This is a genomic window from Micromonospora sp. RTP1Z1 (assembly GCF_033804685.1).
GTDB lineage: Bacteria > Actinomycetota > Actinomycetes > Mycobacteriales > Micromonosporaceae > Micromonospora.
The window spans coordinates 24,484-48,936 of the sequence record NZ_JAPFQV010000005.1 but is presented as its reverse complement, the minus strand read 5'-3'; the positions used below and the strand labels follow the sequence as shown (position 1 = coordinate 48,936).

The 24,453-nt window shown below is 73.3% G+C and carries 26 protein-coding genes and 1 tRNA gene; 17 read left to right on the top strand and 10 right to left on the bottom strand.

All coding sequences use genetic code 11. The annotated features are described in order from the left end of the window. Positions 1-420: 420 nt before the first annotated feature. From SLP03_RS04260 to SLP03_RS04245, 4 genes are read left to right on the top strand one after another with little or no spacing between them, the layout of a single operon-like run. Positions 421-897 carry a UDP-N-acetylglucosamine--LPS N-acetylglucosamine transferase gene (locus SLP03_RS04260; protein ID WP_319459177.1) on the top strand — a complete coding sequence of 159 codons (477 nt, stop codon included), beginning with the start codon at positions 421-423 and terminating at the stop codon, positions 895-897. Positions 898-953: 56 nt separating this feature from the next. Further along, complete coding sequence (locus tag SLP03_RS04255; protein ID WP_319459276.1) at positions 954-1,478, top strand: glycosyltransferase; 525 nt, start codon at positions 954-956, stop codon at positions 1,476-1,478. Positions 1,479-1,501: 23 nt separating this feature from the next. Then, positions 1,502-2,506: a sulfotransferase gene (locus SLP03_RS04250; RefSeq protein WP_319459176.1), complete on the top strand. Its 1,005-nt coding sequence runs from the start codon at positions 1,502-1,504 to the stop codon at positions 2,504-2,506. Further along, positions 2,503-3,417: a glycosyltransferase family 2 protein gene (locus tag SLP03_RS04245; RefSeq protein ID WP_319459175.1), complete on the top strand. Its 915-nt coding sequence runs from the start codon at positions 2,503-2,505 to the stop codon at positions 3,415-3,417. The genes SLP03_RS04250 and SLP03_RS04245 overlap by 4 nt, the downstream gene beginning before the upstream one ends. Before the next feature lie 57 nt (positions 3,418-3,474). Here SLP03_RS04245 and SLP03_RS04240 read toward each other — a convergent pair whose 3' ends face one another. Continuing rightward, positions 3,475-4,923: a hypothetical protein gene (locus tag SLP03_RS04240; RefSeq protein ID WP_319459174.1), complete on the bottom strand. Its 1,449-nt coding sequence runs from the start codon at positions 4,921-4,923 to the stop codon at positions 3,475-3,477. A 98-nt stretch (positions 4,924-5,021) separates the two neighbouring features. After that, entirely contained in the window at positions 5,022-5,900 is an 879-nt protein-coding gene (locus SLP03_RS04235) for a 3'(2'),5'-bisphosphate nucleotidase CysQ (RefSeq protein ID WP_319459173.1), read from the bottom strand. A 197-nt stretch (positions 5,901-6,097) separates the two neighbouring features. Between SLP03_RS04235 and SLP03_RS04230 the strand changes: the two genes are divergently transcribed. Together SLP03_RS04230 and corA are read left to right on the top strand one after the other, a co-directional pair. After that, positions 6,098-7,192 (top strand): PLP-dependent aminotransferase family protein, encoded by a 1,095-nt coding sequence (locus SLP03_RS04230; RefSeq protein ID WP_319459172.1) that lies wholly within the window; start codon positions 6,098-6,100, stop codon positions 7,190-7,192. 427 nt (positions 7,193-7,619) lie between these two features. Further along, positions 7,620-8,768, top strand: coding sequence for a magnesium/cobalt transporter CorA (gene corA / locus SLP03_RS04225; protein WP_319459171.1), 1,149 nt, complete (start codon positions 7,620-7,622; stop codon positions 8,766-8,768). Between the two features lie 92 nt (positions 8,769-8,860). On the opposite strand, the gene SLP03_RS04220 is transcribed toward corA, so the two are convergent. Then, the gene (locus SLP03_RS04220; RefSeq protein WP_319459170.1) at positions 8,861-9,700 is read right to left on the bottom strand and encodes a hypothetical protein; all 840 of its coding nucleotides are present in this window, start codon (positions 9,698-9,700) and stop codon (positions 8,861-8,863) included. Between the two features lie 84 nt (positions 9,701-9,784). On the opposite strand from SLP03_RS04220, the gene SLP03_RS04215 reads away from it, so the two are divergent. Together SLP03_RS04215 and SLP03_RS04210 are read left to right on the top strand one after the other, a co-directional pair. Beyond that, positions 9,785-10,315, top strand: a complete 531-nt coding sequence (locus SLP03_RS04215; RefSeq protein ID WP_319459169.1) for a peptidylprolyl isomerase — start codon at positions 9,785-9,787, stop codon at positions 10,313-10,315. A 25-nt stretch (positions 10,316-10,340) separates the two neighbouring features. Continuing rightward, the gene (locus SLP03_RS04210; protein ID WP_319459168.1) at positions 10,341-11,291 is read left to right on the top strand and encodes a rhomboid family intramembrane serine protease; all 951 of its coding nucleotides are present in this window, start codon (positions 10,341-10,343) and stop codon (positions 11,289-11,291) included. A 37-nt stretch (positions 11,292-11,328) separates the two neighbouring features. Here the strand turns inward: SLP03_RS04210 and SLP03_RS04205 are convergent, their stop codons facing one another. Then, positions 11,329-11,763, bottom strand: coding sequence for a PH domain-containing protein (locus SLP03_RS04205; protein ID WP_413644332.1), 435 nt, complete (start codon positions 11,761-11,763; stop codon positions 11,329-11,331). A gap of 117 nt (positions 11,764-11,880) precedes the next feature. Between SLP03_RS04205 and SLP03_RS04200 the strand changes: the two genes are divergently transcribed. Then, the gene (locus SLP03_RS04200) at positions 11,881-13,053 is read left to right on the top strand and encodes an acetyl-CoA C-acyltransferase (protein WP_319459167.1); all 1,173 of its coding nucleotides are present in this window, start codon (positions 11,881-11,883) and stop codon (positions 13,051-13,053) included. A 157-nt stretch (positions 13,054-13,210) separates the two neighbouring features. On the opposite strand, the gene SLP03_RS04195 is transcribed toward SLP03_RS04200, so the two are convergent. Then, positions 13,211-14,278, bottom strand: a complete 1,068-nt coding sequence (locus SLP03_RS04195) for a helix-turn-helix transcriptional regulator (RefSeq protein WP_319459166.1) — start codon at positions 14,276-14,278, stop codon at positions 13,211-13,213. A 544-nt stretch (positions 14,279-14,822) separates the two neighbouring features. Between SLP03_RS04195 and SLP03_RS04190 the strand changes: the two genes are divergently transcribed. From SLP03_RS04190 to SLP03_RS04175, 4 genes are all read left to right on the top strand, one after another. Further along, positions 14,823-15,335, top strand: coding sequence for a hypothetical protein (locus SLP03_RS04190; protein WP_319459165.1), 513 nt, complete (start codon positions 14,823-14,825; stop codon positions 15,333-15,335). 69 nt (positions 15,336-15,404) lie between these two features. Beyond that, positions 15,405-16,097 carry a response regulator transcription factor gene (locus SLP03_RS04185; protein ID WP_319459164.1) on the top strand — a complete coding sequence of 231 codons (693 nt, stop codon included), beginning with the start codon at positions 15,405-15,407 and terminating at the stop codon, positions 16,095-16,097. Further along, positions 16,090-17,598 carry a HAMP domain-containing sensor histidine kinase gene (locus tag SLP03_RS04180; protein ID WP_319459163.1) on the top strand — a complete coding sequence of 503 codons (1,509 nt, stop codon included), beginning with the start codon at positions 16,090-16,092 and terminating at the stop codon, positions 17,596-17,598. Before SLP03_RS04185 ends, SLP03_RS04180 begins: the two co-directional genes overlap by 8 nt. 55 nt (positions 17,599-17,653) lie before the next feature. Then, positions 17,654-18,268 (top strand): hypothetical protein, encoded by a 615-nt coding sequence (locus tag SLP03_RS04175; protein ID WP_319459162.1) that lies wholly within the window; start codon positions 17,654-17,656, stop codon positions 18,266-18,268. Between the two features lie 76 nt (positions 18,269-18,344). On the opposite strand, the gene SLP03_RS04170 is transcribed toward SLP03_RS04175, so the two are convergent. Continuing rightward, entirely contained in the window at positions 18,345-18,533 is a 189-nt protein-coding gene (locus tag SLP03_RS04170) for a hypothetical protein (RefSeq protein ID WP_319459161.1), read from the bottom strand. Positions 18,534-18,624: 91 nt separating this feature from the next. On the opposite strand from SLP03_RS04170, the gene SLP03_RS04165 reads away from it, so the two are divergent. After that, the gene (locus SLP03_RS04165) at positions 18,625-19,332 is read left to right on the top strand and encodes a glycosyltransferase family 2 protein (protein WP_319459160.1); all 708 of its coding nucleotides are present in this window, start codon (positions 18,625-18,627) and stop codon (positions 19,330-19,332) included. A gap of 150 nt (positions 19,333-19,482) precedes the next feature. On the opposite strand, the gene SLP03_RS04160 is transcribed toward SLP03_RS04165, so the two are convergent. Together SLP03_RS04160 and SLP03_RS04155 are read right to left on the bottom strand one after the other, a co-directional pair. Beyond that, complete coding sequence (locus tag SLP03_RS04160; protein ID WP_319459159.1) at positions 19,483-20,379, bottom strand: transketolase; 897 nt, start codon at positions 20,377-20,379, stop codon at positions 19,483-19,485. A gap of 2 nt (positions 20,380-20,381) precedes the next feature. Beyond that, positions 20,382-21,083 carry a transketolase gene (locus SLP03_RS04155; RefSeq protein ID WP_319459158.1) on the bottom strand — a complete coding sequence of 234 codons (702 nt, stop codon included), beginning with the start codon at positions 21,081-21,083 and terminating at the stop codon, positions 20,382-20,384. 46 nt (positions 21,084-21,129) lie between these two features. Between SLP03_RS04155 and soxR the strand changes: the two genes are divergently transcribed. Continuing rightward, positions 21,130-21,588, top strand: coding sequence for a redox-sensitive transcriptional activator SoxR (gene soxR / locus SLP03_RS04150; RefSeq protein WP_319459157.1), 459 nt, complete (start codon positions 21,130-21,132; stop codon positions 21,586-21,588). Here soxR and SLP03_RS04145 read toward each other — a convergent pair. Then, positions 21,575-22,552 (bottom strand): NAD(P)H-quinone oxidoreductase, encoded by a 978-nt coding sequence (locus SLP03_RS04145; protein ID WP_319459156.1) that lies wholly within the window; start codon positions 22,550-22,552, stop codon positions 21,575-21,577. The genes soxR and SLP03_RS04145 overlap by 14 nt on opposite strands. Positions 22,553-22,561: 9 nt before the next feature. After that, positions 22,562-23,101, bottom strand: coding sequence for an AAA family ATPase (locus tag SLP03_RS04140; RefSeq protein ID WP_319459155.1), 540 nt, complete (start codon positions 23,099-23,101; stop codon positions 22,562-22,564). A gap of 97 nt (positions 23,102-23,198) precedes the next feature. On the opposite strand from SLP03_RS04140, the gene SLP03_RS04135 reads away from it, so the two are divergent. Both SLP03_RS04135 and SLP03_RS04130 read left to right on the top strand, forming a co-directional pair. Next, positions 23,199-23,287: transfer RNA gene (locus SLP03_RS04135), tRNA-Ser, on the top strand. A 170-nt stretch (positions 23,288-23,457) separates the two neighbouring features. Beyond that, on the top strand, positions 23,458-24,114 hold the full coding sequence (locus tag SLP03_RS04130; protein ID WP_319459274.1) for an HAD family hydrolase: 657 nt from the start codon (positions 23,458-23,460) through the stop codon (positions 24,112-24,114). Positions 24,115-24,453 lie beyond the last annotated feature (339 nt).

Below are 24,453 nucleotides of genomic sequence, written 5' to 3'. Positions count from 1 at the left end.
CGCTCCCTTTCGACCGAGCCGGGCAGTCCACGGCGCAGCTGGACCGGACCGTGACTTTGAGTGTCCCCGATCCGAACGATGAGGGAAAGTCTGCTCGCGTTCCGGTAAGCATGCCCAGGTGTAGGCGGCCCGCGTAGATGTGGCCGACCCCGCCTGACCATTCGGCGGGGCCCGCACGCCCCGCCGACCCGTCCCGGTCACGGCGTCCACGTCGACGCCTTGCCCTGGAGCGGGTGACGGAATCCTGACACACTCCCGACCGGTCGTGGCGCGGCGGTCCCGGACCGCGGGCCGACCGGTGACGGCGGATCGGGTCCAAGGGCCACTTCAGTTGTCCGCCCCGCGCCGATAGGTTGTCATCGCGCGTCCGCGGGTCATTCACCAAAATCCGGGCGCGGTCGCACCGAACGGGGAGGAAAGTTGGTAGGCGGGTCAACCGAGAGCGCGGGTCAGGTCCTGCTCGTCGGCTCAAGTGGCGGACATCTCGCCCAACTGCTGGCTTTGGAGCCGTGGTACCGGGACCGGCAACGAGCCTGGGTCACCTTCGACACCCCGGACGCTCGCTCGCTGCTCGACGGCGAGGACGTGGTCTGGGCCCATTACCCCACCACCCGGAACGTGCGGAACCTGATCCGCAACGCCTTCCTGGCGCTGCGAGTGATGCGGCGCCGCCCCGTCGACGCGGTGGTCACCACCGGAGCCGGGGTGGCCCTGCCGTTCGTCGTCGCGGCCCGGCTGCGGCGCATCCCGACCGTCTACATCGAGGTGTACGACCGGATCGACAGCGCGACGCTGACCGCCCGGCTCTGCCGCCCCTTCCTCTCCGCGATGCTCGTGCAGTGGGAGGAGCAGCGCCGGATGTACCCGGAGGCGACCGTCGTGGGGAACCTGCTGTGACCGCGTACCTCCCCCGGCCGCGCGACGGCCGCGACCCGGCGCCGTACGTGCTGGCCATGGTGGGCACCGACGTGCACCGGTTCGACCGCCTGGTGGACTGGCTGGAGCGCTGGCAGGGCGACCACGCCGACGTTCGGATCGTCCTCCAGTACGGCCACAGCCGCGCCCCGCGACTGCCCGGCGCCGCGCCGTTCCTCGACCACGAGGAACTCCAGCGGGCGATGGCCGAGGCGACGCTCGTGGTGAGCCACGGCGGTCCGGCCACCATCACCGAGGCGCGGCGCACCGGTCACCTGCCGATCGTGGTGCCCCGGGATCCGACCCACGACGAGCACGTGGACAACCACCAGCAGCTCTTCGCGCGCCGCCTGGGTGCGGCCGGCCTGGTCCGGCTCTGCGAGTCCGAGGCCGAGCTGGTCGCCGCCCTCGACGAGGGGATGACCGACCCGTCCCGGTTCGTGCTGGCGGCGGACCCGGACCGGCCGGATCCGCGCGCCGAGGCGGTCGCCCGGGTCGGCCAGGTCGTCGACCACCTGGTGGCCCGCCGGGTACGCCAGCGCACCGGCGGGTCGCGACGGTGAACGCGGAAGGTACGGCGCCCGGCATGCCCCGGGTGCTCTTCGTCGGCGGCCTCGGCCGCAGCGGCTCCACCCTGCTGGAACTCCTCCTCGCGCAGAGCCCGGACGTCTGCGCGGTCGGTGAGGTGGTCCACCTCTGGGAGCGGGCGCTCGGCGCCGACGAGCGGTGCGGCTGCGGCGAACGATTCACCGTCTGCCCGTTCTGGCGGCAGGTCGGCGAGCGCGCCTTCGGCGGCTGGTCGGCCGTCGACCGGGACGAGGTGCTGGCGCTCAAGGACCGGGTCGACCGGACCCGGCACATCCCCCGGCTGGCCAAGGGCTCGCTCGCCGCGGCGGAGCTCGCCGACGTCCGGCGGTACGCCGACCTCTACACCCGCATCTACCGGGCGGCGACCGAGGTGACCGGCGCCCAGGTGGTGGTGGACTCCAGCAAGCATGCCTCGCTGGCGTTCGCGCTGCGCTGGGCCGAGGGGCTCGACCTGCGGGTGCTGCACCTGGTCCGGGACAGCCGGGCGGTGGCGTACTCCTGGGGCAAGCAGGTGCGCCGCCCCGAGGTGGTCGACGGCGAGGACTTCATGCCGACGTTCTCGCCGTTCGAGGTGAGCAAGCTGTGGACCGCGCAGAACGCGGCGTTCCACCTGCTTGCGTCCCGCGCGTCGGTGCTCCGGCTGCGCTACGAGGACTTCACCGCCGACCCCGCCGGCACCGTACGCCGGCTCCGCGAGTTCGCCGGCCTGCCGGACGACCCGGCGGCGCTGCGCATCCTCACCGGCGACGACTCCAGCTCGGCGCGTCTGGCGCCGCGCGGCGACCTGGAGCCGTCGCCGCCGGCGTCGCCTGTCCGGGTGCACAGCGTCGCCGGCAACCCGCTGCGGTTCAGCGGCGGCCCGCTCGAGGTGCGCCGGGACGAGGCGTGGCGCACCCGGCTGCCCCGCCGCAGCCGGGCCGTGGTCAGCCTGGCCACCCTGCCCTTCCGAGTCCGCTACGGCTATCTGGGCCAGCGGGGATCGAATTCTGAGGAGACACCGTGAGTGGTCCGAGCATCTCGGTCGTCGTGCCGACGCGGGACCGTCCGGAGCTGCTGCGCGCGGCGCTCGACGCGATCCTCAGCCAGGCGCACCCGGGTCCGATCGAGGCCGTCGTGGTCTACGACCAGTCCGAGCCGGACCGGTCGCTGGAGAGCGACCGGGGTGACCGTCGGGTACGGGTGATCACCAACACCCGTACGCCCGGGCTGGCCGGAGCGCGGAACACCGGGATCGAGGCGGCCACCGGCGACCTGGTCGCGTTCTGCGACGACGACGACGAGTGGCTGCCGGGGAAGCTCGCCGCCCAGCTCGGCGCGCTCGACGTCCACCCGGACGGGGCGCTGGTGAGCTGCGGCATCCGGGTCAGCTACGACGACCGGACGGTGGACCGGTCGCTGGACCGGCCCCGGGTGTCGCTGGAGGCGCTGCTGCGCGACCGGCTCACCGAGCTGCACCCATCGACGTTCCTGATCCGGCGGGCCGCTCTGGTCGACGGGATCGGCCTGGTCGACGAGCAGATCCCGGGTAGCTACGCGGAGGACTACGAGTTTCTGCTCCGAGCCGCCCGGTACGCCCCGCTGGTCAACGTGGACAGCCCGTACGTGCTGGTCCGGTGGCACAAGCGGTCGTACTTCGCGCAGCGGTGGGAGACCATCTCGACGGCGTTGCAGTGGCTGCTGCGGCGCTACCCCGAGTTCGCCACGGTGCCGCACGGCGAGGCCCGGGTGGCCGGCCAGATCGCCTTCGCGCAGGCCGCGATGGGCAATCGGCGGGACGCCGTCCGGTGGGCCCGGCGCACGCTGGCCCGCAACCCGAAGGAGCCGCGCGCCTACCTGGCGCTGGCGGTGGCGAGCCGCGCGGTGCACGCCGACCGGGTGCTGCGCACGCTGCACAAGCGCGGCCGGGGCATCTGACCGGACACGACGGGCGGGCGACCAGCCGGTCGCCCGCCCGTCGCTCGTCCTACCGGGTCAGGCCACGCAGAACGATCGCCAGGCCTGGATGCTGGGCGAGTCCTGCAGGCGGAAGTCGCCCTGGCTGACCACCTGGTTGTAGTACGCCACGAACTCCGGCCGCTGGTCGTTGAGGTAACCGGCCATCGAGCGGATCCACGTCGCCCGGTCGGTACCGGAGTCGCCGGGCACCAGGTCGCTGCCGGTCTCCGCCACGCCCCAGGGCTTGCCCAGCTCCCGCGATTTGCTGATCATGCGGCCGTAGATCTCCTGCGGGGACGCGTACCGCTTCCACTTGGCGCCCCAGTTGTAGCAGTCCCAGCCGAGCGTCTCGACCAGGTCGCCGCCGGGGTAGAAGGCGTCGAAGTTCCGCCCGGACTTCGGGTCGAGCGTCCAGCACATCAGGATGATCGTGTTGATCAGCTTCGGGTTGTCCGCCCGGTCGGCCAGGCCCGCGATCCGGCGCCACGCCGACTTGTAGGCGGCCGCCGTGAAAGCGCCCCCCTCGACGTCGTCCTCGGGCTCGTGGAAGTACGACCAGTACACGTTGTGCTCGCGGGGGATCGAGGCGAACCAGGAGGCCAGCCGGGAGTCGTACTTCCCGCTGTTGACCTCCTGAGGGGAGGCCTTGAAGGAGACCACCACGGTCCGGTCGACGACGTCGGCCCGGCTGCCGTTCCAGGCCGGGGGTAGGCCGGGGTAGAAGACCCGGGCCATCCGCAGCTTGCCGAAGGTCCGGTCGGATCGGGACAGTGCCTGGCCGAACGTCTCGCCGCTCTGTACGGCGATCGACGCGCCGGGCAGGGTCTGCCGGGTGCCGGTGAACGCCGGGCCAGGTCCGGCGGTCGACGCGGACGGCGAGGCGCTGGCCGGACGGTCACCGAGCCCCGCCACCCCGCTCGGGGTGGCCGACGGCCCCCCCGCTCCCGGGGCGGGTGCCCCGGTCGGTGCGGGGTTCGGCTGGGTCGGGCCGGCCTGCGGCGACGTCGGGTCCGGCTGGCGCAGCGTCGCCACGGCCACCCCGCCGCTCGCCATCGCGAGGGTCACGGCCGCCGCGACGGCCAGCCGCCAGCGGCGTCGGGGGCCGCCGGGCGGTGCGGGGGGCGGTGCGGCCCCGGGCCACCGCTTGTCCGGGCCGCCCGCCACCGGCGGGACCGCCCCGGTGTCGCCCGGCCAGGCCTGGTCCGGGTCGGCGGGGTACGGGTGCTCGGTGTCCGGCCACCCCCGCTCCGGGCGGACGTCCGTGGCGACGGGGCCGGTCGGCTCCGCGGCACCCGGCCACGGCAGCGCCGACGGGGCGGCGTCCGACCGTAGGGTGTCCGACCGCGCCGGGACGCCGGCGTCCGGCCATGGCAGGGCCGGCGCGGCGGCCGGGTCTCCCTGCTGGCGTGGGATGTCCTGGCCCGGCCAGAGGCCGGTCCGCTGCGACGATCCGACGACATTGTGCTGGTCTCGCTCGGCCGGCATGACCCTCCCTGGCTGGCGGCGGCCCGTCACGGGGCGGTAGGTCGGTGCTTCCGCCCGACACTATCCCCCGGTCACCCGGGCCATGGGTACCGTGACACTCAGCCGAACGCCTCAACGGTGCTGCCGGTGACGGGCGACGCGGGCATCTCGACCCCGGTACGCGCGATCGCGTCGAGCAGCCGTCCGGCGTGTTCGGGGCGGCAGACCAGCAGATCGGGCAGGCGCGGGTCGGCCCGGTTGTAGCGCAGCGGTGAGCCGTCGATCCGGGACGCGTGCATCCCGGCGCCGAGGGCCACGGCGACCGGTGCGGCGGAGTCCCACTCGTACTGGCCGCCCGCATGGACGTACGCGTCGACCTCGCCGGTCACCACCGCGCAGACCTTGACCCCGGCGGAGCCCATCGGCACGGCGCGGGCGTCGAGCAGGTCGACCAGTTCACCGACGAAGGCCGGCGGGCGGCTGCGGCTCACCGCGATCCGCAGCGGCCCGTCCACCGCCTGCGGGGTCGGGCAGCGGGTGCCGAGGATCAGTGGCGCACCGTCCAGCGTGGTCCGTGCCGGCATGCCGACCGCGCCCGCGACCAGCCCACCGTCCGGGCCGGCCGACCGCTGCCAGAGGGCGACGTGCACCGCCCAGTCGGTCCGGCCGGCCTCGGAGAATTCCCGGGTGCCGTCGAGCGGGTCGATGATCCAGACCCGGTCGGCGGCGAGCCGGGCGGGGCCCTCCCCGGCCGTCCAGGCCCGTCGGGCGTCGGCCTCCTCCTCGGAGAGCACCGCGTCCGCGGGTCGCCACCGGGCCAGCGCGGTCGTCATCATCTCGTGGGAGGCCCGGTCACCGGCGTCCTTGAGGGCGGCCGGGTCCGCGAAGCCGCGCTGGGCCCGCAGGGCGGTCAGCGCCGCGCCCGCCCGCTCGGCCAGCCATTCCGCGAAGGCCTGGTCGTCGAGCCGACCGGTTCCGTCCTGGGTCACGCGCCCCACCACCTCGTCCTGGTCCGACAGCGACCTGCAATCCTCGGTCGCCCTGCGATCGGGGGCCAGCGTACGGTCCGACGGGCGGCAGCTCGCGAGCCGCTTTCGGATCTCCGGTGGCCCAGGTGGACGGATCGACCGCCCGCATGTTGAACTTCGCGTGTATGCCGGTCGGAGCGACGGGACCAGGCCCTAGGCTCGTGCGCATGACCGCCGAGCAGCTGATCTCCTTCGCCCGTGGCGCTCCCTCGCTGGACATCGTCGATGTCGAGGGGCTCAAGGCCGCCGCCGTCCGCGCCTTCGACGCCGACCCCGCCGGGATCACGGCTTACGGCACCTCCGTCGGCTACCCGCCCCTGCGCAAGTGGATCGCGGAGAAGCACGGTGTCGAGGCCGACCAGGTGCTGATCACCAACGGCTCGCTCCAGGCCGACGCCTTCCTCTTCGACCACCTGGTCCGGCGGGGCGACGCGGTGGTGGTCGAGCGCCCCACGTACGACCGGACCCTGCTCAACCTGCAGCAGATGGGTGGCGAGATCCACGGCGTGTCGATCCAGCCGGACGGCATGGACACCGCCGAGCTGCGCAAGCTGCTGGAGTCGGGGGTGCGGCCGCGGCTGGCGCACGTCATCCCGAACTACCAGAACCCGGCGGGCGTGACGCTCTCCCTGGAGAAGCGCCGGGAGCTGCTCGACCTGGCCGCCGAGTACGGGTTCACGATCTTCGAGGACGACCCGTACGCGGACATCCGGTTCCGCGGCGAGCCGCTGCCGTCGATGCTCTCGATGGACACCCGCGGCGTGGTGGTGCACGCCTCCAGCTTCACCAAGACGGTCTGCCCGGGCGTCCGGGTCGGCTATCTGATCGGCCCGGCCGAGCTGATCGCGGCCATCGCCAAGAAGGCCACCAGCCTCTACATCTCGCCCGGCATGGTCTCCGAGGCGATCGTGCACCAGTTCTGCGTCTCGGGGGACATCGAGCGCTCGATCGAGACGGTGTCGACGGCGCTCGGCGAGCGGGCCCGGGTGCTCGCCGAGTCGCTGCGCCGGCACATCCCCGAGGCCCGGTTCGTCGAGCCGGACGGCGGCTACTTCCTCTGGGTGGAGCTGCCGGAGGACGTCGAGGTGGACCGGCTGGCGCCGGCCGCGGCCGAGCGGGGCGTGGCGGTGGTCAAGGGGAGCGACTTCGTGCTCGAGGGTGGTCGGCACGCGCTGCGGCTGGCCTTCTCCGCGGTGACCGCGGACCGGATCGACGAGGGCGTCCGGCGGCTGGCGGAGGCGGTGGGGGCCGTTCGCGGCTGATTCTCTGTCGGATTCCCGACAGTTGAGCAATACCGGCCGGCTCGGGTCTCCCCCTGGGCCGGCCGGCGGCCCACAATGCTGCGAGCGTCGTCCACCTCCCCCAGGTGGTCGGTCCGACGTCCGGGAAGCGGCACCTGCGCCCCGCCCGGACCGCCGACGCGCGCAGCACAACTCCCGCCCCCGAGGTGCCGGGTGGGCCGTGTCGCCCCTCACCCCCCTGACGCGGCCGGCCCACCCGGCGCCCCCACCGACGCCGGCCGATCGCCGGCTCGGTGCCCGGAAACCGGACCGGGAGGCGGCTCCGCCGTGACCCGGGTCACACCCGTCGGCACCGGCCCGGCCCGGTGGGCCGTTCGCCCGCGCTGCGGATCGTCGGCGGCGGCGTAGCCTGCAAGCCGCAGCAGCACTGGTGGGAGGGGGCGAGGGAATGAGCGACCGGGTGGAGCGCGGCCGACCGGCGGCGCAGAACGGCGGCCGGGCGCTCAGGCCGCGCGCCTGGGCCGCGCCGGTACGCGCCATGACCCGCATCCTCAACGCCGACGGCTCCCCCCGTACCGCCGAATCGGCCGGACCCGGCCGCAGCGGGGTCGTGGACTGCGGCCTCTACCTCGGCGGCGAGCGCCAGCCCGGGGAGTGGAACTACGCCGACGCGCTGGCGGCGGCCCGCCGGGAGCGGGACGGGTTCGTCTGGCTGGGGTTGCACGAGCCCGAACTGGACGAGATGACCGCCATCGCCGCCACCTTCGGGCTGCACGAGCTGGCGGTCGAGGACGCTGTCAAGGCTCAGCAGCGCCCCAAGCTGGAGCGTTTCGGCGAGGTCGCGTTCCTGGTGCTGCGGACCGCCCGCTACTGCGAGCACACGGAGCTGACCGAGAACTCCGAGGTCGTCGAGACCGGTCAGGTGATGCTCTTCATCGGGCCGAACTTCCTGATCAGCGTCCGGCACGGCGACGCCTGCCGGCTCGCCCCGGTCCGGGCCGACCTGGAGGCGAAGCGGGACCTGCTGCGGCACGGGCCGTGGGCGGTCGCGTACGCGATCACCGACCGGGTGGTGGACCTCTACCTGGAGGTGTCCGACCAGCTGGAGGACGACCTCGACGTGCTGGAGGCGGACGTCTTCGACCGGCAGGGCACCGGGCGGATCCAGCGGATCTACCAGATGAAGCGGGAGCTGGTGGAGTTCAAGCGGGCGGTGATGCCGCTGCAACGTCCGCTGATGACCCTCACCTCGCAGGTCAACCGGGAGGTGCCGCAGGAGGTGCGGCGCTACTTCCGGGACGTGCAGGACCACCTCAGCCGCACTGTCGAGCAGGTCAACTCCTACGACGACCTGCTCAACTCGATCCTCCAGGCGAGGCTCGCGCAGGTCACCGTTGACCAGAACAACGACATGCGCAAGATCGCCGCGTGGGCCGCGATCGGCGCGGTGTGGACCGCGATCGCCGGCATCTACGGCATGAACTTCAAGTCCATGCCCGAGCTGGGGTGGACGTACGGCTATCCCGGCGTATGGGCCCTGATGCTGGCGTCGTCGTTCACGCTGTACCGCCTGTTCCGCCGCAACGGCTGGCTCTGACCGGCCGGCGGCGCCGGGCCGGCGGGCCGGACGCGGAAGCGCCGGCCGCGCGGGGTTGACCCCGCACGCCGGCGCTTTCCGTGACCCCGCGGTCAGCGGCGACCGCTGGCCTTGGCCGCGTTCTTCCCGTTGTTCGTGGCCTTGGTGACATCGTCGGCCGGCCGGCCGGAGACGTCCCGGGCACCCTCGGCGACCGAGGGGACCTTGTCGGTGGGCTGGATCACCGGCTGGGTGCCGGGGGTGGTGGTGGAGGCGCTGCCGCCGCCCGCCACCGCCGAGCTGCCGGCGCCGGTCGGGCCACCGGCCACGCCCGAGCCGCTCGACGTCGTCGAGGCGTCGGTCACCTTGGCGCTCGGGTCGGGGGTCTCCACCACGATGGTGTCCACGTCCTCCCGCATCGGGTCCAGCGTGCCGGTCGGGTCGTACTCGGCCCACTCCTGCTGCTCCCGGCGGCGGCGCATGGCCATCGCGCCGGCCAGGCCGGCGACGGTGCCGGCGGCCAGCAGGCCGGTCATCATCCCGCCCCGCGACTTCTTCTGCTTCTTCTTCCCAGCCTTCATGTTCTTCGCCTTCACCTTCTTGCTCACCGCGACCTGCTTGGCGGCGGCGGCCTTCCTACCGGCGACGGCCTTTCCCGCGGTCCCGGCCTGCGCGTTGCGCATGGCCAGGACCAGCGGCGCGAGCGCCGCGACCGTCGAGGCGACACCGCTCGACGCGCGGTCCCGCATGATGACCGCGGTGGGCGCGACGGCACCCCGGGCCGCCTCGACCCGCGGGCCGACCGTGGCGCCGGCGCCCTTCGCCGCGTACGTGGCCGCCTGCCTCAGGTGACCGATGCCCTGGTTCAGCTCGGCCTTGGCCAGCTGCCCCTGGGTCTTTCGCCGCCCGATTCCAAACACGGTCCCACCTCCTGGGAGTTGTTCCTTCGTCATCCTCCACCTTCGGATGCCTCCGCACTGCCAGATCGGGCACATGGGAGGATCCGCATGGAACTGACCAACGAGTGAGGAGTACCCGTGGCCGAGGCTGTCTACGCCACCTTGCACACCAACGCTGGCCCGATCCGGCTGGAGCTCTTCCCAAACCACGCGCCGAAGACCGTTCGCAACTTCGTCGACCTGGCCGAGGGCAACCGCGAATTCACCGACCCGCGTACCGGTCAGCCGGGCAACGGTCGGTACTACGACGGCACCATCTCGCACCGGGTGATCAGCGGTTTCATGGTTCAGATGGGCGACCCGACCGGCACCGGTCGCGGTGGCCCGGGCTACACGTTCGCCGACGAGTTCCACCCGGAGCTGCGCTTCGACCGGCCGTACCTGCTCGCGATGGCGAACGCCGGGCCGGGCACCAACGGCTCGCAGTTCTTCATCACGGTCTCGCCGACGCCACACCTGAACAACCGGCACACCATCTTCGGGCAGGTGGCCGACGAGCAGTCGGCGAAGGTGGTGGCCGCGATCGCGAGCACCCCGACCGGCCCGAGCGACCGGCCGCTGCAGGACGTGGTCATCGAGCGCGTCGAGATCGAGCGCCAGCCGGTCTGAGCACCGCCCGGGTACCTTTGCCCACATGACTGAGCGCTCCGGGCAGGCGGGTGACGGGACCGGCGGGTCGGTGCCGGCCACCCCGGTCTGCTACCGCCACCCCGACCGGGAGACGTACGTCCGGTGCAGCCGGTGCGACCGGCCGATCTGCCCGGAGTGCATGCGGGAGGCCTCGGTCGGGCACCAGTGCCCGGAGTGCGTCAACGAGGGACGCCGCAGCGTGCGGCCGGCGCGTACCGCCTTCGGTGGCGGTGCCGCCGGCCGCCAGGGCTACGTGACCAAGGTCCTGATCGCCCTGAACGTGCTGGTCATGCTCCTCTCCATCGCGTCGGACCGGGGCGGGGACGCGGCGGCCGGCGGCTCCGGCTTCGGCGGTCTGATGGGCGGCGGCACGCCGCTCACCCAGTGGGGTGGGATGCTCGGCTACGCCTCGTACGTCAACTTCGGCCCGGCCCACGGCATCGCCGCCGGCGAGTGGTACCGCCTGGTCACGGCGATGTTCCTGCACTACGGCCTGATCCATCTCTTGCTCAACATGTGGGCGCTCTGGGTGCTCGGTCGGACGCTGGAGGCGGTGCTCGGCCCGCTGCGCTTCCTGGCGCTCTACCTGATCGCCGGGCTCGGCGGCAACGTCGCGGTCTACCTCTTCAGCGCGCCGAACAGCACAGCGGTCGGCGCGTCGACAGCCATCTTCGGCCTCTTCGCCGCGATCTTCGTGATCATGCGGCGGCTCGGCCGGGACACGTCGGCGATCGTGCCGATCCTGGTGATCAACCTGATCTTCACGTTCACCGTGCCGGGGATTTCCATCGCCGGCCACCTGGGCGGCCTGGTCACCGGCGCGGTGATGGCGTTGATCCTGGCGTACGCCCCACGGATGCGGCGGACCCTGTTCCAGGCCGCCGGCGGCGCGATCGTCGTGGTGGCGCTCCTCGGCCTGGTCCTGGTCCGCACCGGGATGCTGACCGGCGGCTGATCCGCTGGTCAGGCGTACCGGCGCCGGCGCGAGCGGCTCAGCGGGCGGCGGGGCGGACCGCCCTGAGCGTCTCGGCCACCTCGGCCAGCGGCGCGTCCAGGTCGTACCGGCCGAAGAGGTGCAGCGAATCCCCCGCGTCGATCTCCAGCGTCTCGGCGGTCAGCCCGCGCCGGGTACGCCGATCCACCGTGATCGCCTCGACCTCCGGCCAGGACAGTCGACGGTGCCCGGCGAAGCCCTGGGCCACGGTGATCCCGTCGGGGTCCGCGGCCAGCCGGACCGGTGCCATCAGGTCGCGCAGCCCCCAGCCGGCGAGCGCGGCGGCGGCCAGCCCGGCCAGCACCGGCTGGACCCGGTCGTTGCCGGCGAAGAGCAGCCCGAGCCCGGCCACGACGACCGCACCGACCAGCTTGGCGACCGGCAGGGTCACCGGCACCCGCCACTCGTGGGCGGGGGAGGACTGTGGGTGCACCGCCCCAGCATGCCAGCCGCGCGGGGTGCTCGGCCCGGCACCGCGGTGGGAGCGGGGGAGGACGTCCGGCCGTTGACGACGTAGGATCGGGAGCAGCCAGGTTACCGGGGAGTAAACATGAGTGACGCGGTCATCGTCGGTGCGGTGCGGACCCCGGTCGGCCGGCGCAAGGGCAGCCTCGCCGGCGTGCATCCGGTCGACCTGTCTGCGCACGTGCTGCGGGCCCTCGCCGAGCGGACCGGCATCGAGCCCGGCCAGGTCGACGACGTGGTGTGGGGCTGCGTCTCCCAGGTCGGCGAGCAGTCGTGGAACATCGCCCGCAACTCGGTGCTCGCCGCCGGTTGGCCGGAGTCGGTGCCCGGCACCACGATCGACCGGCAGTGCGGCTCGAGCCAGCAGGCGCTGCACTTCGCCGCCGCCACCGTCCTCTCCGGCCAGGCCGACCTGGTGGTCGCCGGCGGGGTCGAGTCGATGACCCGGGTGCCGATGGGCGCCAGCGTGGTCGGCGGGATGCCGTTCAGCGCCCAGATCCTGGAGCGCTACCGGGGCGTCGAGGGCGTCGCCCAGGACTCCCCGCTCCCGTTCAACCAGGGCGTCGGCGCCGAGCTGATCGCCGAGCGCTGGCGCTTCTCCCGGGCTCAGCTCGACGAGTTCGCGCTGGCCAGCCACGAGAAGGCCGCCGCCGCGCAGGACGCCGGCGCGTTCGACCCGGAGCTGGCCCCGGTGGCGCTCGCCGACGGCGGGAAGTTCGCCGCCGACGAGGGCATCCGTCGGGAGACCTCGCTGGCCAAGCTCGGCGAACTGGCCACCCCGTTCAAGGCCGACGGCGTGGTCACCGCCGGGTCCGCGTCCCAGATCTCCGACGGGGCCGCGGCGCTCGCCGTCACCACCAGCGAGTGGGCCAGCCGGCACGGGCTGCGCCCGCTGGCCCGGGTGCACACCGCCGTGGTCGCCGCCGACGACCCGGTTGCCATGCTCACCGCCCCCATCCCGGCCACCGCGAAGGCGCTGCGCCGCGCGGGGCTGGGCATCGAGGAGATCGGGGTGTACGAGGTGAACGAGGCGTTCGCCCCGGTCCCGCTGGCCTGGCTGGCGGAGACCGAGGCGGACCCGGATCGGCTCAACCCGCGCGGCGGGGCGATCGCCCTGGGGCACCCGCTCGGGGCGTCCGGCGCCCGGATCATGACGACCATGCTCCAGCACATGCGGGACAACGGCATCCGCTACGGCCTGCAGACCATGTGCGAGGGCGGCGGCATGGCCAACGCCACCATCGTTGAGCTGCTCTGACCCGGTAATCCCCCTCGCCCGGCGGCTGGCGCGACGACGCGCTCGCCTGGGTCGGCGACGCGCTGGGCGAGCGGGGCCACCGGGTGAGCGGCCAGGTCGAGCCCCGGGTCCGTCCCTGGTCGCTGGTGTGGCAGGTGCCCATCGCTGACTGGCGCGACTACGCCCGCTCGACCTCGCGGAGCATCAGCGCGAGGCTCTGCGACCGCCGCTCGGCGGGGAGTGCGTCCCAGGCTCGCCGGGCGCAGGCGACGCCGCCGGTCTTGTCGCCAGCCTTCGCCATGGTGAGGCCGCGGTGTAGCTGGATGTGCGTCGCGAAGCGCGGGAGCCCCGCCGGCCGAGTGCGATCGGCCTCCTCTTGTGCCTCGCCGCCGGGTCCCGGCATTCCGAGGCGGGCGTAGAGCATGCTGCGGAACGTCGCCATGCGCCACGGCGGGACGGCGGTGTCGGAGACCTCGCCGTCGGGCGAGGCGACGTGATCGAAGACCCGGCGGGCTTCCGTGTCGAGCGTGATCGCGGCGCCCTCGTCCCCGCGTCCCGCCGCGACGTGCGCACGCGCCATGAGGGCTTGGACGCGGCCGAGCGAGGGCCCGTCGGACAGAGCGATCGCCTGGTCTGCGTACCGCCGCGCCGTGGGTAACGCCGCGCCTTCGTAGGCGAGCGCGATTGCCGCGCGCCCCCGGACCCAGACCCGGACGCCGAGGTCGTCGGATCGGTCCGCAGCCGTGGTGGCCAAGTCGTACCAACGGATTGCCTCGGCGGGGTTCGGCGTGGTCTTGCCGTAGGTCACCAGGGCACGCGCCGCGTGCGACCACATGCGGGGCGTGTCGAGTTGTTGCTGAAGGATCACGAGGTCGCTCGCGAGGCGGGCCTGCAACACCGCCGCGCCGACCGCCATGTAGTCCCGGCCGTACTGGTCGACCCGCTCGCGCCAGTCCTCTTCGGCCCCTCGGCCGTCGAGCGCAGCGCTGAAGCCGGCCCGGATGAGTTCGCCGGCCACGACCGGGCCCACGACGCCGGCTGTCAGGCCGAGCACCTGTCGACGGTTCACGTCACCCTCCCCGAGCGTCCGCGCGTAGGCGAGCACGATGTCCGGGGTCGCGGCCCGCCGCCCGGCCTCCACGTTGCTCAGGTGCGAAGCCGAGTAGCACGACCGGGCCGCCACCCAGGCGAGCGTGACGCCGGCCTCGGTACGAGCCTGCCGCAACTGCGCGCCGAGGTCGTCCATCGGGCCCCCTGTTTGAAAGCTCGTGAAAGCTCAATGCGCTTCCGAGAGTAGTCCCGCGATCACGAGACTGTGGACATGCGGAACCGCTGACGTGGCCCGAACCGTCGGCGGGACCTGCGCGGGGCCGCCTCGGCAGGGGTGGCGGGGCGGCCCCTTCCAACGTGGTGAAGGAGGCCCCGCCGTGCCCTTCCGGTTCTGGCGCTGCAAGCCCGAGACGTCGATCCCGCTCCCGCGCCGCACGCCACCGAACGAGCGGCCGAGCTGGGTGACTGCGCGGCCACGACGTCCGCCCCGACGGAACGGTGGAGATTCGCGAGCGCTTCGCCCTGGTCCGCGTAGACCGGGTGAAGGTGGTCCAGGGGGTGTCCCTGTGAGCCGCCCCCCGGTGACTCGGTGGCCCGCATCAGATCCAACGACCGGGCCCGGTCTGACGCCGGCCGGCGGCGGTCCGGATGTCGGACACCACGTGCGATTTGCACGGATGGAAGTTCCAGAAATTTGCTGTGACCCATATCACGCCTGGTCAGCGGTCGTTGCACAAGGCATGGACGTCTTCTCCCGAACGTTCCTTCCGGCCGCCGCCGAGACCGGTCTGGCAACCCAGACGGCCAGCCGGCACATGCCGGTCTTCCGCCGGTGCGTGGGCTCCGGCGACGCCACCATCCTGGTCACCCGGTGCAGCCGCCCGGACCACCCGGTCGGCGGCGACTACCTGATGCTCCTTACCCACCGTCGCCTGGTGGTCACCCAGCAGACCCGGGTCCTGCACCGGCTGCGCCTGCACCTCAACACCGAGTTGCGGGAGCTGAGCAACGTCACCTGGAGCCCCGACCCGCGCCTGCACAGCGTCGAGCTGGCCGCCACGGCGATCGACGGGGCCCGCGAACGGTTCCTCATCCGCACCCACCACCCGAAGCAGGTCTGGCAGCTCGACGCGCTGCTCAACCACGCCTTCCGCACCCGCCTCCGGACGCCCGCGGAGCGGCTGGTCGCCACCATCGGGGAGTCGCCGCTCGGCGCCCGACCGGCCGCGTTCCGCCCGGCGCCGGTGCGCTGACCGGCTCCTTACCCAACCCGAACGTTCCCCGGACGTCCCGGGCGGCCATCGGTCGGTAATCATGGGCCGGTGACCGTCGACGCCGCGCAGCGCGGGCTCGTCCTGGTGGTGGAGGACGAGCCGGCCATCGCCGACCTGGTCCGGCTCTATCTGAGTCGGGACGGGTTCGGCGTACACCTGGAACGGGACGGCACCGACGGCCTGGCCGCCGCGCGGCGGCTGCGCCCGGTGGCCTGCGTGCTGGACATCGCGCTGCCCGGCCTGGCCGGGACGGAGGTCTGCCGGCGGCTCCGCGAGGCCGGCGACTGGACGCCGGTCATCTTCCTCACCGCCCGGGACGACGAGGTCGACCGGATCGTCGGCTTGGAGCTGGGCGCGGACGACTACGTGACCAAGCCGTTCAGCCCCCGGGAGCTGGTCGCCCGGGTCCGGGCGGTGCTGCGTCGATCCGCCGGGGCGCCGGCCGGGGCGGAGCAACCCCGGGCGGTCGGCCCGGTCGTCCTCGACCCGGCTCGCCGGACGGTCACCGCCGCAGGCGCTCCGGTGCAGCTCACCTCGACCGAGTTCGACCTGCTCGCCCACCTGATGGCCCGGCCCGGCCGGGTGTTCACCCGGGAGGAGCTGCTCGCCGGTGTCTGGGGGTACGCCGCGCACGGCGGCACCCGGACCGTCGACGTGCACGTGGCGCAGGTCCGCGCCAAGCTCGGCCCGGCCAGCGTGATCCGCACCCACCGCGGCGTCGGGTACGCGGCCGATGCCTGACCCCACCGGCCCGCAGCCACCGGTCGGCCCGCGGCCGTCCACGGGCCCGGGCCGACCGCAGCAGCCGACCGTCGCCCTGCCGGTGATCGGGCCGCGTACCGCGCCGACGCCCCCGCGCCGACGGTTCGCCAGCACGCTGACCACCCGCGCGGTGCTGGTCACCTGCGCGGTGGCGCTGGTGTCGGTGCTGGTGACCGCGCTGGTCGCGGTCCCCCTCGCGGTCCGCGGCGTCGAGCGGCGCGACCAGGAGGCGCTCGCCGCCCAGGCCCGCCTCGCCGCCGACGTGCTGCGGGTCCGCCAAGCCCGGCAACGCGACAACGCCGGGGAGCGGCTGATCCGTCAGCTCCGCCAGCAGGACATCGACGTGTACGTCGTCCGCGCCGGTCAGGTGGATCGCCCGGGCCTGCCCCGGCAGGTGGTGACCCGGGTGTCGACGGGCCGGGACGTCTCCGGCCGGCGGCTGGTGGACGGCGAGCGGACCCTGGTCGAGGGGCGGGCGCTGCCCGGCGGCGACGGCGTGGTGCTGACCCGGGCCACCAGCAACGGGCCTTGGCGGGAGGTGCTGCGCAGCCTCTGGCTGCCACTGCTGGCCGGGCTCGCCGCCGGCGTGGCGGCCGGGCTGCTGCTCGCCCGCCGGCTGGCCCGGCCGATCCGCGTCGCGGCCACCGCCGCCGCCCGGCTGCGCGCCGGGGACCGGGCGGTACGCGTACCGGTCGAGCCGCCGGACGAGGTGGCCGACTTGGCGTACGCGCTGAACGGGCTGGCCGCCGCGCTGGCCACCAGCGAGGGGCGGCAACGCGAGTTCCTGCTCTCGGTCTCGCACGAGCTGCGTACCCCGCTGACCGCGATCCGGGGTTACGCCGAGGCGCTCGCCGACGGGGTGATCGAGGCGGACGCGGTGCCCGACACCGGCCGGACCATGCTCGCCGAGTCCGAGCACCTGGACCGGCTGGTCACCGACCTGCTGTCGCTCGCCCGGCTGGAGGCCGCCGACTTCCCGCTCGAACCGGTCCCGGTCGATGTGGCCCGGCTGGCGATCGAGGCGGAACGGACCTGGTCCGACCGGTGCGCGGCGCTCGGGGTGGCGTTCCGGGTGGAGGTGCCGGCCGGACCGGTGCCGGCGTACACCGATCCGGGGCGGATCAGGCAGGTGCTCGACGGGCTGCTGGAGAACGCGCTGCGGGTCGTACCCCCGGGGGCGGCGGTGGTGCTCGCGGCCCGGCCGGCCGGCGCGGACCCGGCCGCCGGCGGGATCGTCGAGGTCCGCGACGGCGGACCCGGCTTCACCGACGACGACCTGGCGGTGGCCTTCGAGCGCGGCGCGCTGCACCAGCGCTACCGGGGGGTGCGCAAGGTGGGCAGCGGGCTCGGGTTGGCGCTCGCGGCCGGGTTGGTCCGCCGGCTCGGCGGGGACATCGCCGTCGGGCACGCGCCGGAGGGCGGGGCGGCGTTCACCGTCCGGCTGCCCGGTGATCCTTACCTGACCCGAACACGGGGCTGACCGTCCGCTCGCCCGCGTGCGGGATGCTGGTGCTCCACGGACGAGAGGAACACTGATGGCACGTCAGGGAATCGTCACCGGCGTCACCGCGCTGCTCGCGGCGACCGCGCTCGGCCTCGCCGGCTGCGGCCCGGCCCAGCTGGCCCAGGGCTCGGCGAAGGAGACGGCGGTCGAGGTCGCCGCCGCCATGGGCGCGGACGGTCAGGCGCTCACCGCGATGGGCTTCGACGCTGCCGACCTGGACGTGGACCCGGTCGCGGCGCCCGCGCCGTCGTCCTCCGTGGAGCCGGAGCCGTCCACCTCGGCCGGCCCGAAGGACAAGCGCGGCGACCGCGGCCAGGAGTGGCGCAAGCGGCACCGGGCCCGGGTGCTGCTGCGCAAGAACACCCTGCACGGCGAGGTCGTGGTGCAGACCAGGGACGGCGGTACGAAGACCGTCGCCGTGCAGCGCGGCCAGGTGACCGCGATCGACGGGAAATCGATGACGGTCAGGTCCACCGACGGCTTCACCATGACCTGGACCTTCGGGGACCAGCTGCGGGTGGTCGAGCGGCGTACCACGATCCAGTCGACGGACGTCAAGGTCGGCACGCCGCTCGGCGTGGCCGGCGCCAAGGACGGGGACAGCGGCGTGGCCCGTCTGATCGTGGTCCCGTTCAAGCAGAACTGACGGCGGGCCGGGCCCCTTCGCTTCGGAAGGGGGCCCGGTCGTCGGGTCGGAAGCCCCGGGACCCGATGAAGTCGGGTCAGTAGACCCGCGAGCCGATGAAGTCGTCGTGGCCGTAGCCCACCGGGTTGGCGAACGACCGCGACTCGAAGGACCACTGCTGACGGGTACTGCTGGAGCAGGTGGCGAGCCGCAGCCGCGGCGTGCCCAGCCAAGGGTTGTCGAAGGGAACTCTTCCGGCAGATCGGGGCGGCCGGGAGGCCGGCACCCGTCACCCGCCCGGGAGGTGCGGGCTACGCCGCGACGAGGAGTCAGGCTAGGCTAAGGCCGATTCGCAGTCCCCACCGTGGAGAACTCCCGTGAAGCTCTCGATTCTCATGCCGGTCTACAACGAGGAAGAACGAATCGCGGATGCCCTCAAGCAGGCATTGGCGGTCGACTACCCGTGTGAGATCGAGCTCGTCGTCGTCGACGACGGCAGCCGGGACGGCACCTCCGAGGTCCTCGGCCGGGTGGACGACGCCCGACTGCGGGTGATCACCCACCAGCGCAACGCCGGCAAGGGCGCGGCCATCAAGACCGCCGTCGACAACGCCGATGGTGAGTACATGGTCATCCTCGACGCCGACCTCGAGTACGACCCGCAGGACATCCCGCGTCTGCTGGAGCCGGTCCTCGACGGGCGGGCCACCGTCGTCTACGGCAATCGGACCTTCGGCAGCCACAGCTCCTACAGCTTCTGGTACGTGGTGGGCAACAAGGGCGTCACCCTGGCCGCCAACGTGCTCTACAACTCCTACATCGGTGACCTGGAGACCTGCTTCAAGCTGATGCCGGTCGAGCTCTACCGCTCGCTCCAGATCAAGTCCCGTGGCTTCGGCATGGAGGCCGAGGTCACCGGCAAGCTGCTGCGCCAGCGGATCCGCCCCTACGAGGTGCCGATCAGCTACCGCGCCCGCGGCCGCGAGGAGGGCAAGAAGATCACCTGGAAGGACGGCGTCGAGGCGCTCTGGATCCTGACCCGGGAGCGGGCCCGCCGCCGCCCGGTCAAGGCCGCCGCCCGCTGACCTCGGGGCTTCGCCCGCACGCACCACCGCAGGACCCCGCCGCCCGGCTTGACCGAGGCGACGGGGTCCCGCTGCTTCCACCGCCGTCCCCGTCTCGGCCGCCGGCTGCTCCTCGCGGCGACCGTTCCGCCGCCGGGCCTGGGCGAGTGGTCAGGCCGGTGCCGGGACCGCGGAGAGGAACGCGTCGACCGACCGGCGTAGGCCGGCGGCGTCCAGGCCGTGCCAGCGGGTGTGATCCTCGGCCGAGCCGTAGCGGCGCAGTTCCTCGCGTCCCACGCCGAGAGCGAGCAGCCGGTGGGGCCGGTCGGCCAGGGCGGCGCCGAGCACCCGGGCGGACGTGCCGGCCAGGTAGGGCTCGACCAGGATCACCTCGGTGCCGGCCAGCGCCCGCAGGCCCGCGGTGTCGAACGGCCGCGGCCGGTGGGTGTACGCCACGGTGACCGGCAACTCGGCGACCGCCGCCAGCGCCGGATCCAGCAGCGGCCCGACCGCCACCAGCAGCGGCGCGCCCGGCCCGGCGTCCCGGACCACCCGCAGCGTGCCGTCGTTGCGCCAGGCCCGCCCGTTGCTCTGCGTCGAGAGCCGCAGGTACGCCGGTCCGTCCGCAGCCACCGTCGCGCGGAGCAGGGCGGGTACCTCGTCCCGGTGGCCCGGCACGTGCACGGTCCAGCCGTTCAGGGTGTCGAGCAGCGCCACGTCGGCGGCCCCGAGGTGGGTGCGCCCGGCGGCCGCCCGGTCGTACGAGGCGCCGACGCTGACCAGCACCGCCGAGACGCCCTGATGGTCCAGGTCCAGCTTGATCTGCTCGTACGCCCGCTCGACGAGGAACGGCGCGTAGCTGTGCGCCACCGGCCGCAGCCCGGTCAGCGCGAGCCCGCCCGCGACGCCGACCAGCAGTTGCTCGCGGATCCCGACGTTGAGCACCCGGTCCGGGTGCCGCCCGGCGGCCGGGGCGAACGACGCGGGGGAGATCTCCGCCAGCACCACCGCTGTCCGCGGATCCTCCGCCAGCAGCTCCGTCATGGTGTCGATGAATGCTTCCCGCACGGTCACTCCCCGTCCGTGACGACCGCGACGACGACGTGCGGCCGGTGGTTGTCATGCCCGGTGAGGGCGGTGTGCAGGGCCTCGTGGTCCCGCCCGTCGACGGTCGCGGCGGTCCAACCGTTGACGGTGAACCGACTCGCGGCGCCCCCCGGCCAGCCGTGGCTCGCCGAGCCGTTGTCCAGCACGATCGCGGTGAGGCCGGCCAACCCGGTCGCCCCGGCGTACGCGATCGCCTCGTGGTTGGAGCCCTCGTCCAGCTCGGCGTCGCCGAGCAGGACGTACACCCGGGGGGTGAGCCGGCCCTGGGCCCGCAGGCCGAGGGCGGTGCCCACGCCGAGCCCGAGCCCGTGCCCGAGTGACCCGGAACCGATCTCCACCCCTGGCACCAGCAGCCGGTCCGGGTGGTCGCCGAGGCGGCTCTCCGGGCCGCCCTGGTCGTCCAGCCACTCCACCGGGATGAACCCCTTCGCGGCGAGCAGCGCGTAGTAGCCGGCGACCGCGTGTCCCTTGGACAGCAGGAAGCGGTCCCGGTCAGGGTCGTCGACCGTCTCCGGGGTGATCCGTAGCACCCGGTCGTAGAGCACCCGGAGCACGTCCAGCGTCGAGTACACGTTCGCGCCGAACTCGCGGCCGGCGCGTACCCGGTCCAGGAGGGTGCCGACGGATCTCGGCGGGGCCGGGTCGGTGGCGGTCGTCATCGTCATGCGGCTAGCCTCCGACTTGAAGCTCACTTCAACTCAAGGCCGTGTGATGCACGAATCACTCACCATCGGACAGCTCTCCGCCCGCAGCGGGGTGGCCCCCTCGGCGTTGCGCTACTACGAGCGGCTCGGCCTGATCCGGGCCGAGCGCACCGGCGGCAACCAGCGCCGGTACGCCCGCACCGAGCTGCGCCGGGTGGCCTTCGTCCGGATCTCCCAGCAGGTCGGTGTCTCCCTGGAGGAGATCCGGGAGGCGCTGGACTCGCTGCCGTCGTCGCGTACCCCGACGCCGGACGACTGGGCCGCCCTCTCCCGGGCCTGGCGGGACCGGCTGGACGAGAAGATCCGGCTGCTCGGCAAGCTTCGCGACGACCTGGACGGCTGCATCGGCTGCGGCTGCCTGTCGCTGCAGCGCTGCACCCTCTACAACCCGGAGGACTCGCTGGCCGCGGAGGGGCCGGGCGCCCGGCTGGTGCTGCCGCGCCCGGAGGCCGTCACCCGGTCGTGAGCAGCACCTTGCCCAGGTGATCGCTGGTCTCCACCAGGCGGTGCGCCCCGGCCGCGTCGGCCATCGGCAGTCGGCGGTCCACGATCGGGCGGATCGCACCGGACTCGACCAGCGGCCACACCTGCTCGCGTACCCCCTGGACGATCTCCGCCTTCTCGGCCAGCGGGCGGGAGCGCAGCGCGGTCGCCGCCACCGAGCCCCGCTTGGCGAGCAGCGCGCCCAGGTCCAGCTCACCCTTGCGGCCACCCTGCATTCCGATCACCACCAGCCGGCCGCCGGTGGCCAGCGCCGCCACGTTCCGGGGCAGGTAGGCGGCGCCGATGATGTCGAGGATCACGTCCGCGCCCCGGCCGTCGGTCACCCGGCGGACCTCCTCGACGAAGTCCTGCTCGCGGTAGTCGATCGTGTGCGCCGCGCCCAGCGCGCGCAGCCGCTCGTGCTTGGCCGCCCGCGCGGTCACCACCACCGTCGCGCCGAGGGCCACGCCGAGCTGGATGGCGAAGGTGCCGATCCCGCTGCCGCCGCCGTGCACGAGCAGCGTCTCGCCCTTCCCCAGCCGGGCCAGCGCGACGACGTTCGACCAGACCGTGCAGGCCACCTCGGGCAGGGCCGCCGCGTCGACCAGGTCGACGCCGGCCGGCACCGGCAGCAGCTGCCCGGTCGGCACGGCCACCCGCTCGGCGTACCCGCCGCCGGCCAGCAACGCGCAGACCTCCTGGCCCACCGTCCAGCCGGTCACGTCGGGACCGAGCGCGCCGATCACCCCGGAGCATTCCAACCCGGGGTACGCGGGCGCGCCCGGCGGCGGCGGGTAGCTCCCCTGCCGCTGCAGCAGGTCCGCCCGGTTCACCGCGCTGGCCCGCACGTCGACGATCACCTCGCCCGGGCCGGGCTCCGGATCGGGCACCTCGGCCCAGACGAGTGCCTCGGGTCCGCCGGCTTCCGGGATCGTGATCGCATGCATGGCCCAGTCTTACCCGATCCGGCCGTCCGTCCACGCCCGGGCCAGGATCTCCGCCACCGTTTCCTCCGGCGTCTGGTCGGAGGTGTCCAGCCAGAGCCCGATCCGGGGGGTGTCGGACCGGAACTCGGCGTCCAGGTCGGCCACCGGCCAGTCGCCGTACCCCTTCTTCGGCCGGTCCCGCTCGCGGGCCGCGACCACCTCGGGGCGCGGCGCGAGCACCACCACCGCGAGCGGCCGGTGCCGGATCCGCGCGACCATGGCCGGCAGGTCCACCCCGAGCACCACGTCCTGCAGTACGACGGTGAAGCCCGCCTCCGCGTAGCGGTCGGCCACCGTGGCGGCGAGGTCGTAGCGGAGCCGCAGCTGCCGCCACGCCTCGTCGGACGGCTGAACGGTCATCTCCGCCCGGCCGCCGACCACCATCCGGCGGAACAGGTCACCGCGCAGGTGCACCGAGCGGGGCAGCCGGCGGGCCAGCAGCTCGGCCACTGTGGACTTCCCGGCCGCCATGATTCCGGTGACCAGCACCACCGCCGGGGTCTCCGACATCCGGCCATCCTGCCAGCGAGGGTGGGACGCCGGCTCGCCCGATGCGGTGTCCGTGGCAGACTAGGCACCGGTCGCGTACCCCTCGGGGCGTGGCCCGGGAGGGTTCGCCTAGTGGCCGATGGCGCTGGTCTTGAAAACCGGTAAGGGCAGCGATGTCCTTCGTGGGTTCGAATCCCACACCCTCCGCCCCCGAACAGCGAAAATGCCCCCTGACCAGCGCGAACGCCGGTCAGGGGGCGAGATGCCGGTTAGTGGACACCGCACTAGGCGCCAATCGCCCCGTGATGATCATGAGCCGGGTCCCGACGATCCCGCCTATGATCCACTGGCAGCGCGACCGTGACGGGGGAACGCAAGTGATCGACGCGATCTTTTTTGATATCGGCGGGACGATTCTCGACGAGTCCCGCGAGTTCGAGACCTGGGCGGACTGGTTCGGCGTTCCACGGCATACGTTTTCGGCGGTCTTCGGTGCGGTGATCGCCCGGGGTCTGGACTGGCAGGAACCGTTCCGGGTCTTCCGGCCCGGTTTCGATCTCGCGGCCGAGCTCGAACGCCGAGCAGCCGCTGGCAAACCGGAGTCGTTCGGCGAAGAGGATCTCTACCCCGACGCGCGACCGTGCCTGACCTCCTTGAAGGAGCAGGGCCTGTTCGTGGGCTTGGCCGGCAACCAGCCAGCTCATGCTGAGACGATCCTCCGCGCTCTCGACCTCTCCGTGGACGTGATCGGCACGTCGCACGGTTGGGGCGTGGCGAAGCCGTCACCGGCCTTTTTCGAGCACGTCATTCGTGAAGGCGGTGGCGACGCGTCTTCGATCCTGTACGTCGGCGATCGGCCCGACAACGATGTACGCCCGGCCATGGAGGCCGGCATGAAGACGTGCCTGATCCGGCGCGGTCCGTGGGGTTACATCCTCGACATGCCAGCCGTGTCTGAGCAGTGCCTGTTCCGCATCGATTCGCTGGACGAACTCCCGAGCCTGGTTGCGAAGCACAACGCGGCAAGCGGCTAGTGCGGTGTCCACTAACGTTCACCGGGTTTGCGGTGGGTGTTGTGGATCCTCGCCGTGTGGGCGAGCGACTCCCCACCGGTTGGTGGGGCGGCCCTCCACGGGCCAACTGATCCTCGCGCCACCAAGGCTGGGCGGCGGCGATCGCGCCGATCATGAGCACCGCGAGGTTTCCGGCGGTCCAGGGATCCAGGCGGCGCCGTCGCGGCGGGGCCGCGGGGTGAGGGTGCATGTGTCGATCACCTGTGGGTTCGATGGACGCGACCATAGCCACCTGGTTTGACGCCGTGGGGCCGGACACGACGCGCTTAGGGTTCGGTGCGGCGGGTGGGCGGGGTATGA

Excerpts from the sequence above, each read along its gene's own strand:
- SLP03_RS04190 (WP_319459165.1), top strand. The coding sequence starts at position 14,823 with ATGGACGTCTTCTCCCGAACGTTCCTTCCGGCCGCCGCCGAGACCGGT.
- SLP03_RS04240 (WP_319459174.1), bottom strand. The coding sequence starts at position 4,923 with ATGCCGGCCGAGCGAGACCAGCACAATGTCGTCGGATCGTCGCAGCGG.
- SLP03_RS04200 (WP_319459167.1), top strand. The coding sequence starts at position 11,881 with ATGAGTGACGCGGTCATCGTCGGTGCGGTGCGGACCCCGGTCGGCCGG.
- SLP03_RS04180 (WP_319459163.1), top strand. The coding sequence starts at position 16,090 with ATGCCTGACCCCACCGGCCCGCAGCCACCGGTCGGCCCGCGGCCGTCC.
- corA (WP_319459171.1), top strand. The coding sequence starts at position 7,620 with ATGAGCGACCGGGTGGAGCGCGGCCGACCGGCGGCGCAGAACGGCGGC.
- SLP03_RS04155 (WP_319459158.1), bottom strand. The coding sequence starts at position 21,083 with ATGACGATGACGACCGCCACCGACCCGGCCCCGCCGAGATCCGTCGGC.
- SLP03_RS04175 (WP_319459162.1), top strand. The coding sequence starts at position 17,654 with ATGGCACGTCAGGGAATCGTCACCGGCGTCACCGCGCTGCTCGCGGCG.
- soxR (WP_319459157.1), top strand. The coding sequence starts at position 21,130 with ATGCACGAATCACTCACCATCGGACAGCTCTCCGCCCGCAGCGGGGTG.
- SLP03_RS04210 (WP_319459168.1), top strand. The coding sequence starts at position 10,341 with ATGACTGAGCGCTCCGGGCAGGCGGGTGACGGGACCGGCGGGTCGGTG.
- SLP03_RS04230 (WP_319459172.1), top strand. The coding sequence starts at position 6,098 with ATGACCGCCGAGCAGCTGATCTCCTTCGCCCGTGGCGCTCCCTCGCTG.
- SLP03_RS04145 (WP_319459156.1), bottom strand. The coding sequence starts at position 22,552 with ATGCATGCGATCACGATCCCGGAAGCCGGCGGACCCGAGGCACTCGTC.
- SLP03_RS04255 (WP_319459276.1), top strand. The coding sequence starts at position 954 with ATGGTGGGCACCGACGTGCACCGGTTCGACCGCCTGGTGGACTGGCTG.
- SLP03_RS04140 (WP_319459155.1), bottom strand. The coding sequence starts at position 23,101 with ATGTCGGAGACCCCGGCGGTGGTGCTGGTCACCGGAATCATGGCGGCC.
- SLP03_RS04220 (WP_319459170.1), bottom strand. The coding sequence starts at position 9,700 with ATGACGAAGGAACAACTCCCAGGAGGTGGGACCGTGTTTGGAATCGGG.
- SLP03_RS04195 (WP_319459166.1), bottom strand. The coding sequence starts at position 14,278 with ATGGACGACCTCGGCGCGCAGTTGCGGCAGGCTCGTACCGAGGCCGGC.
- SLP03_RS04250 (WP_319459176.1), top strand. The coding sequence starts at position 1,502 with ATGCCCCGGGTGCTCTTCGTCGGCGGCCTCGGCCGCAGCGGCTCCACC.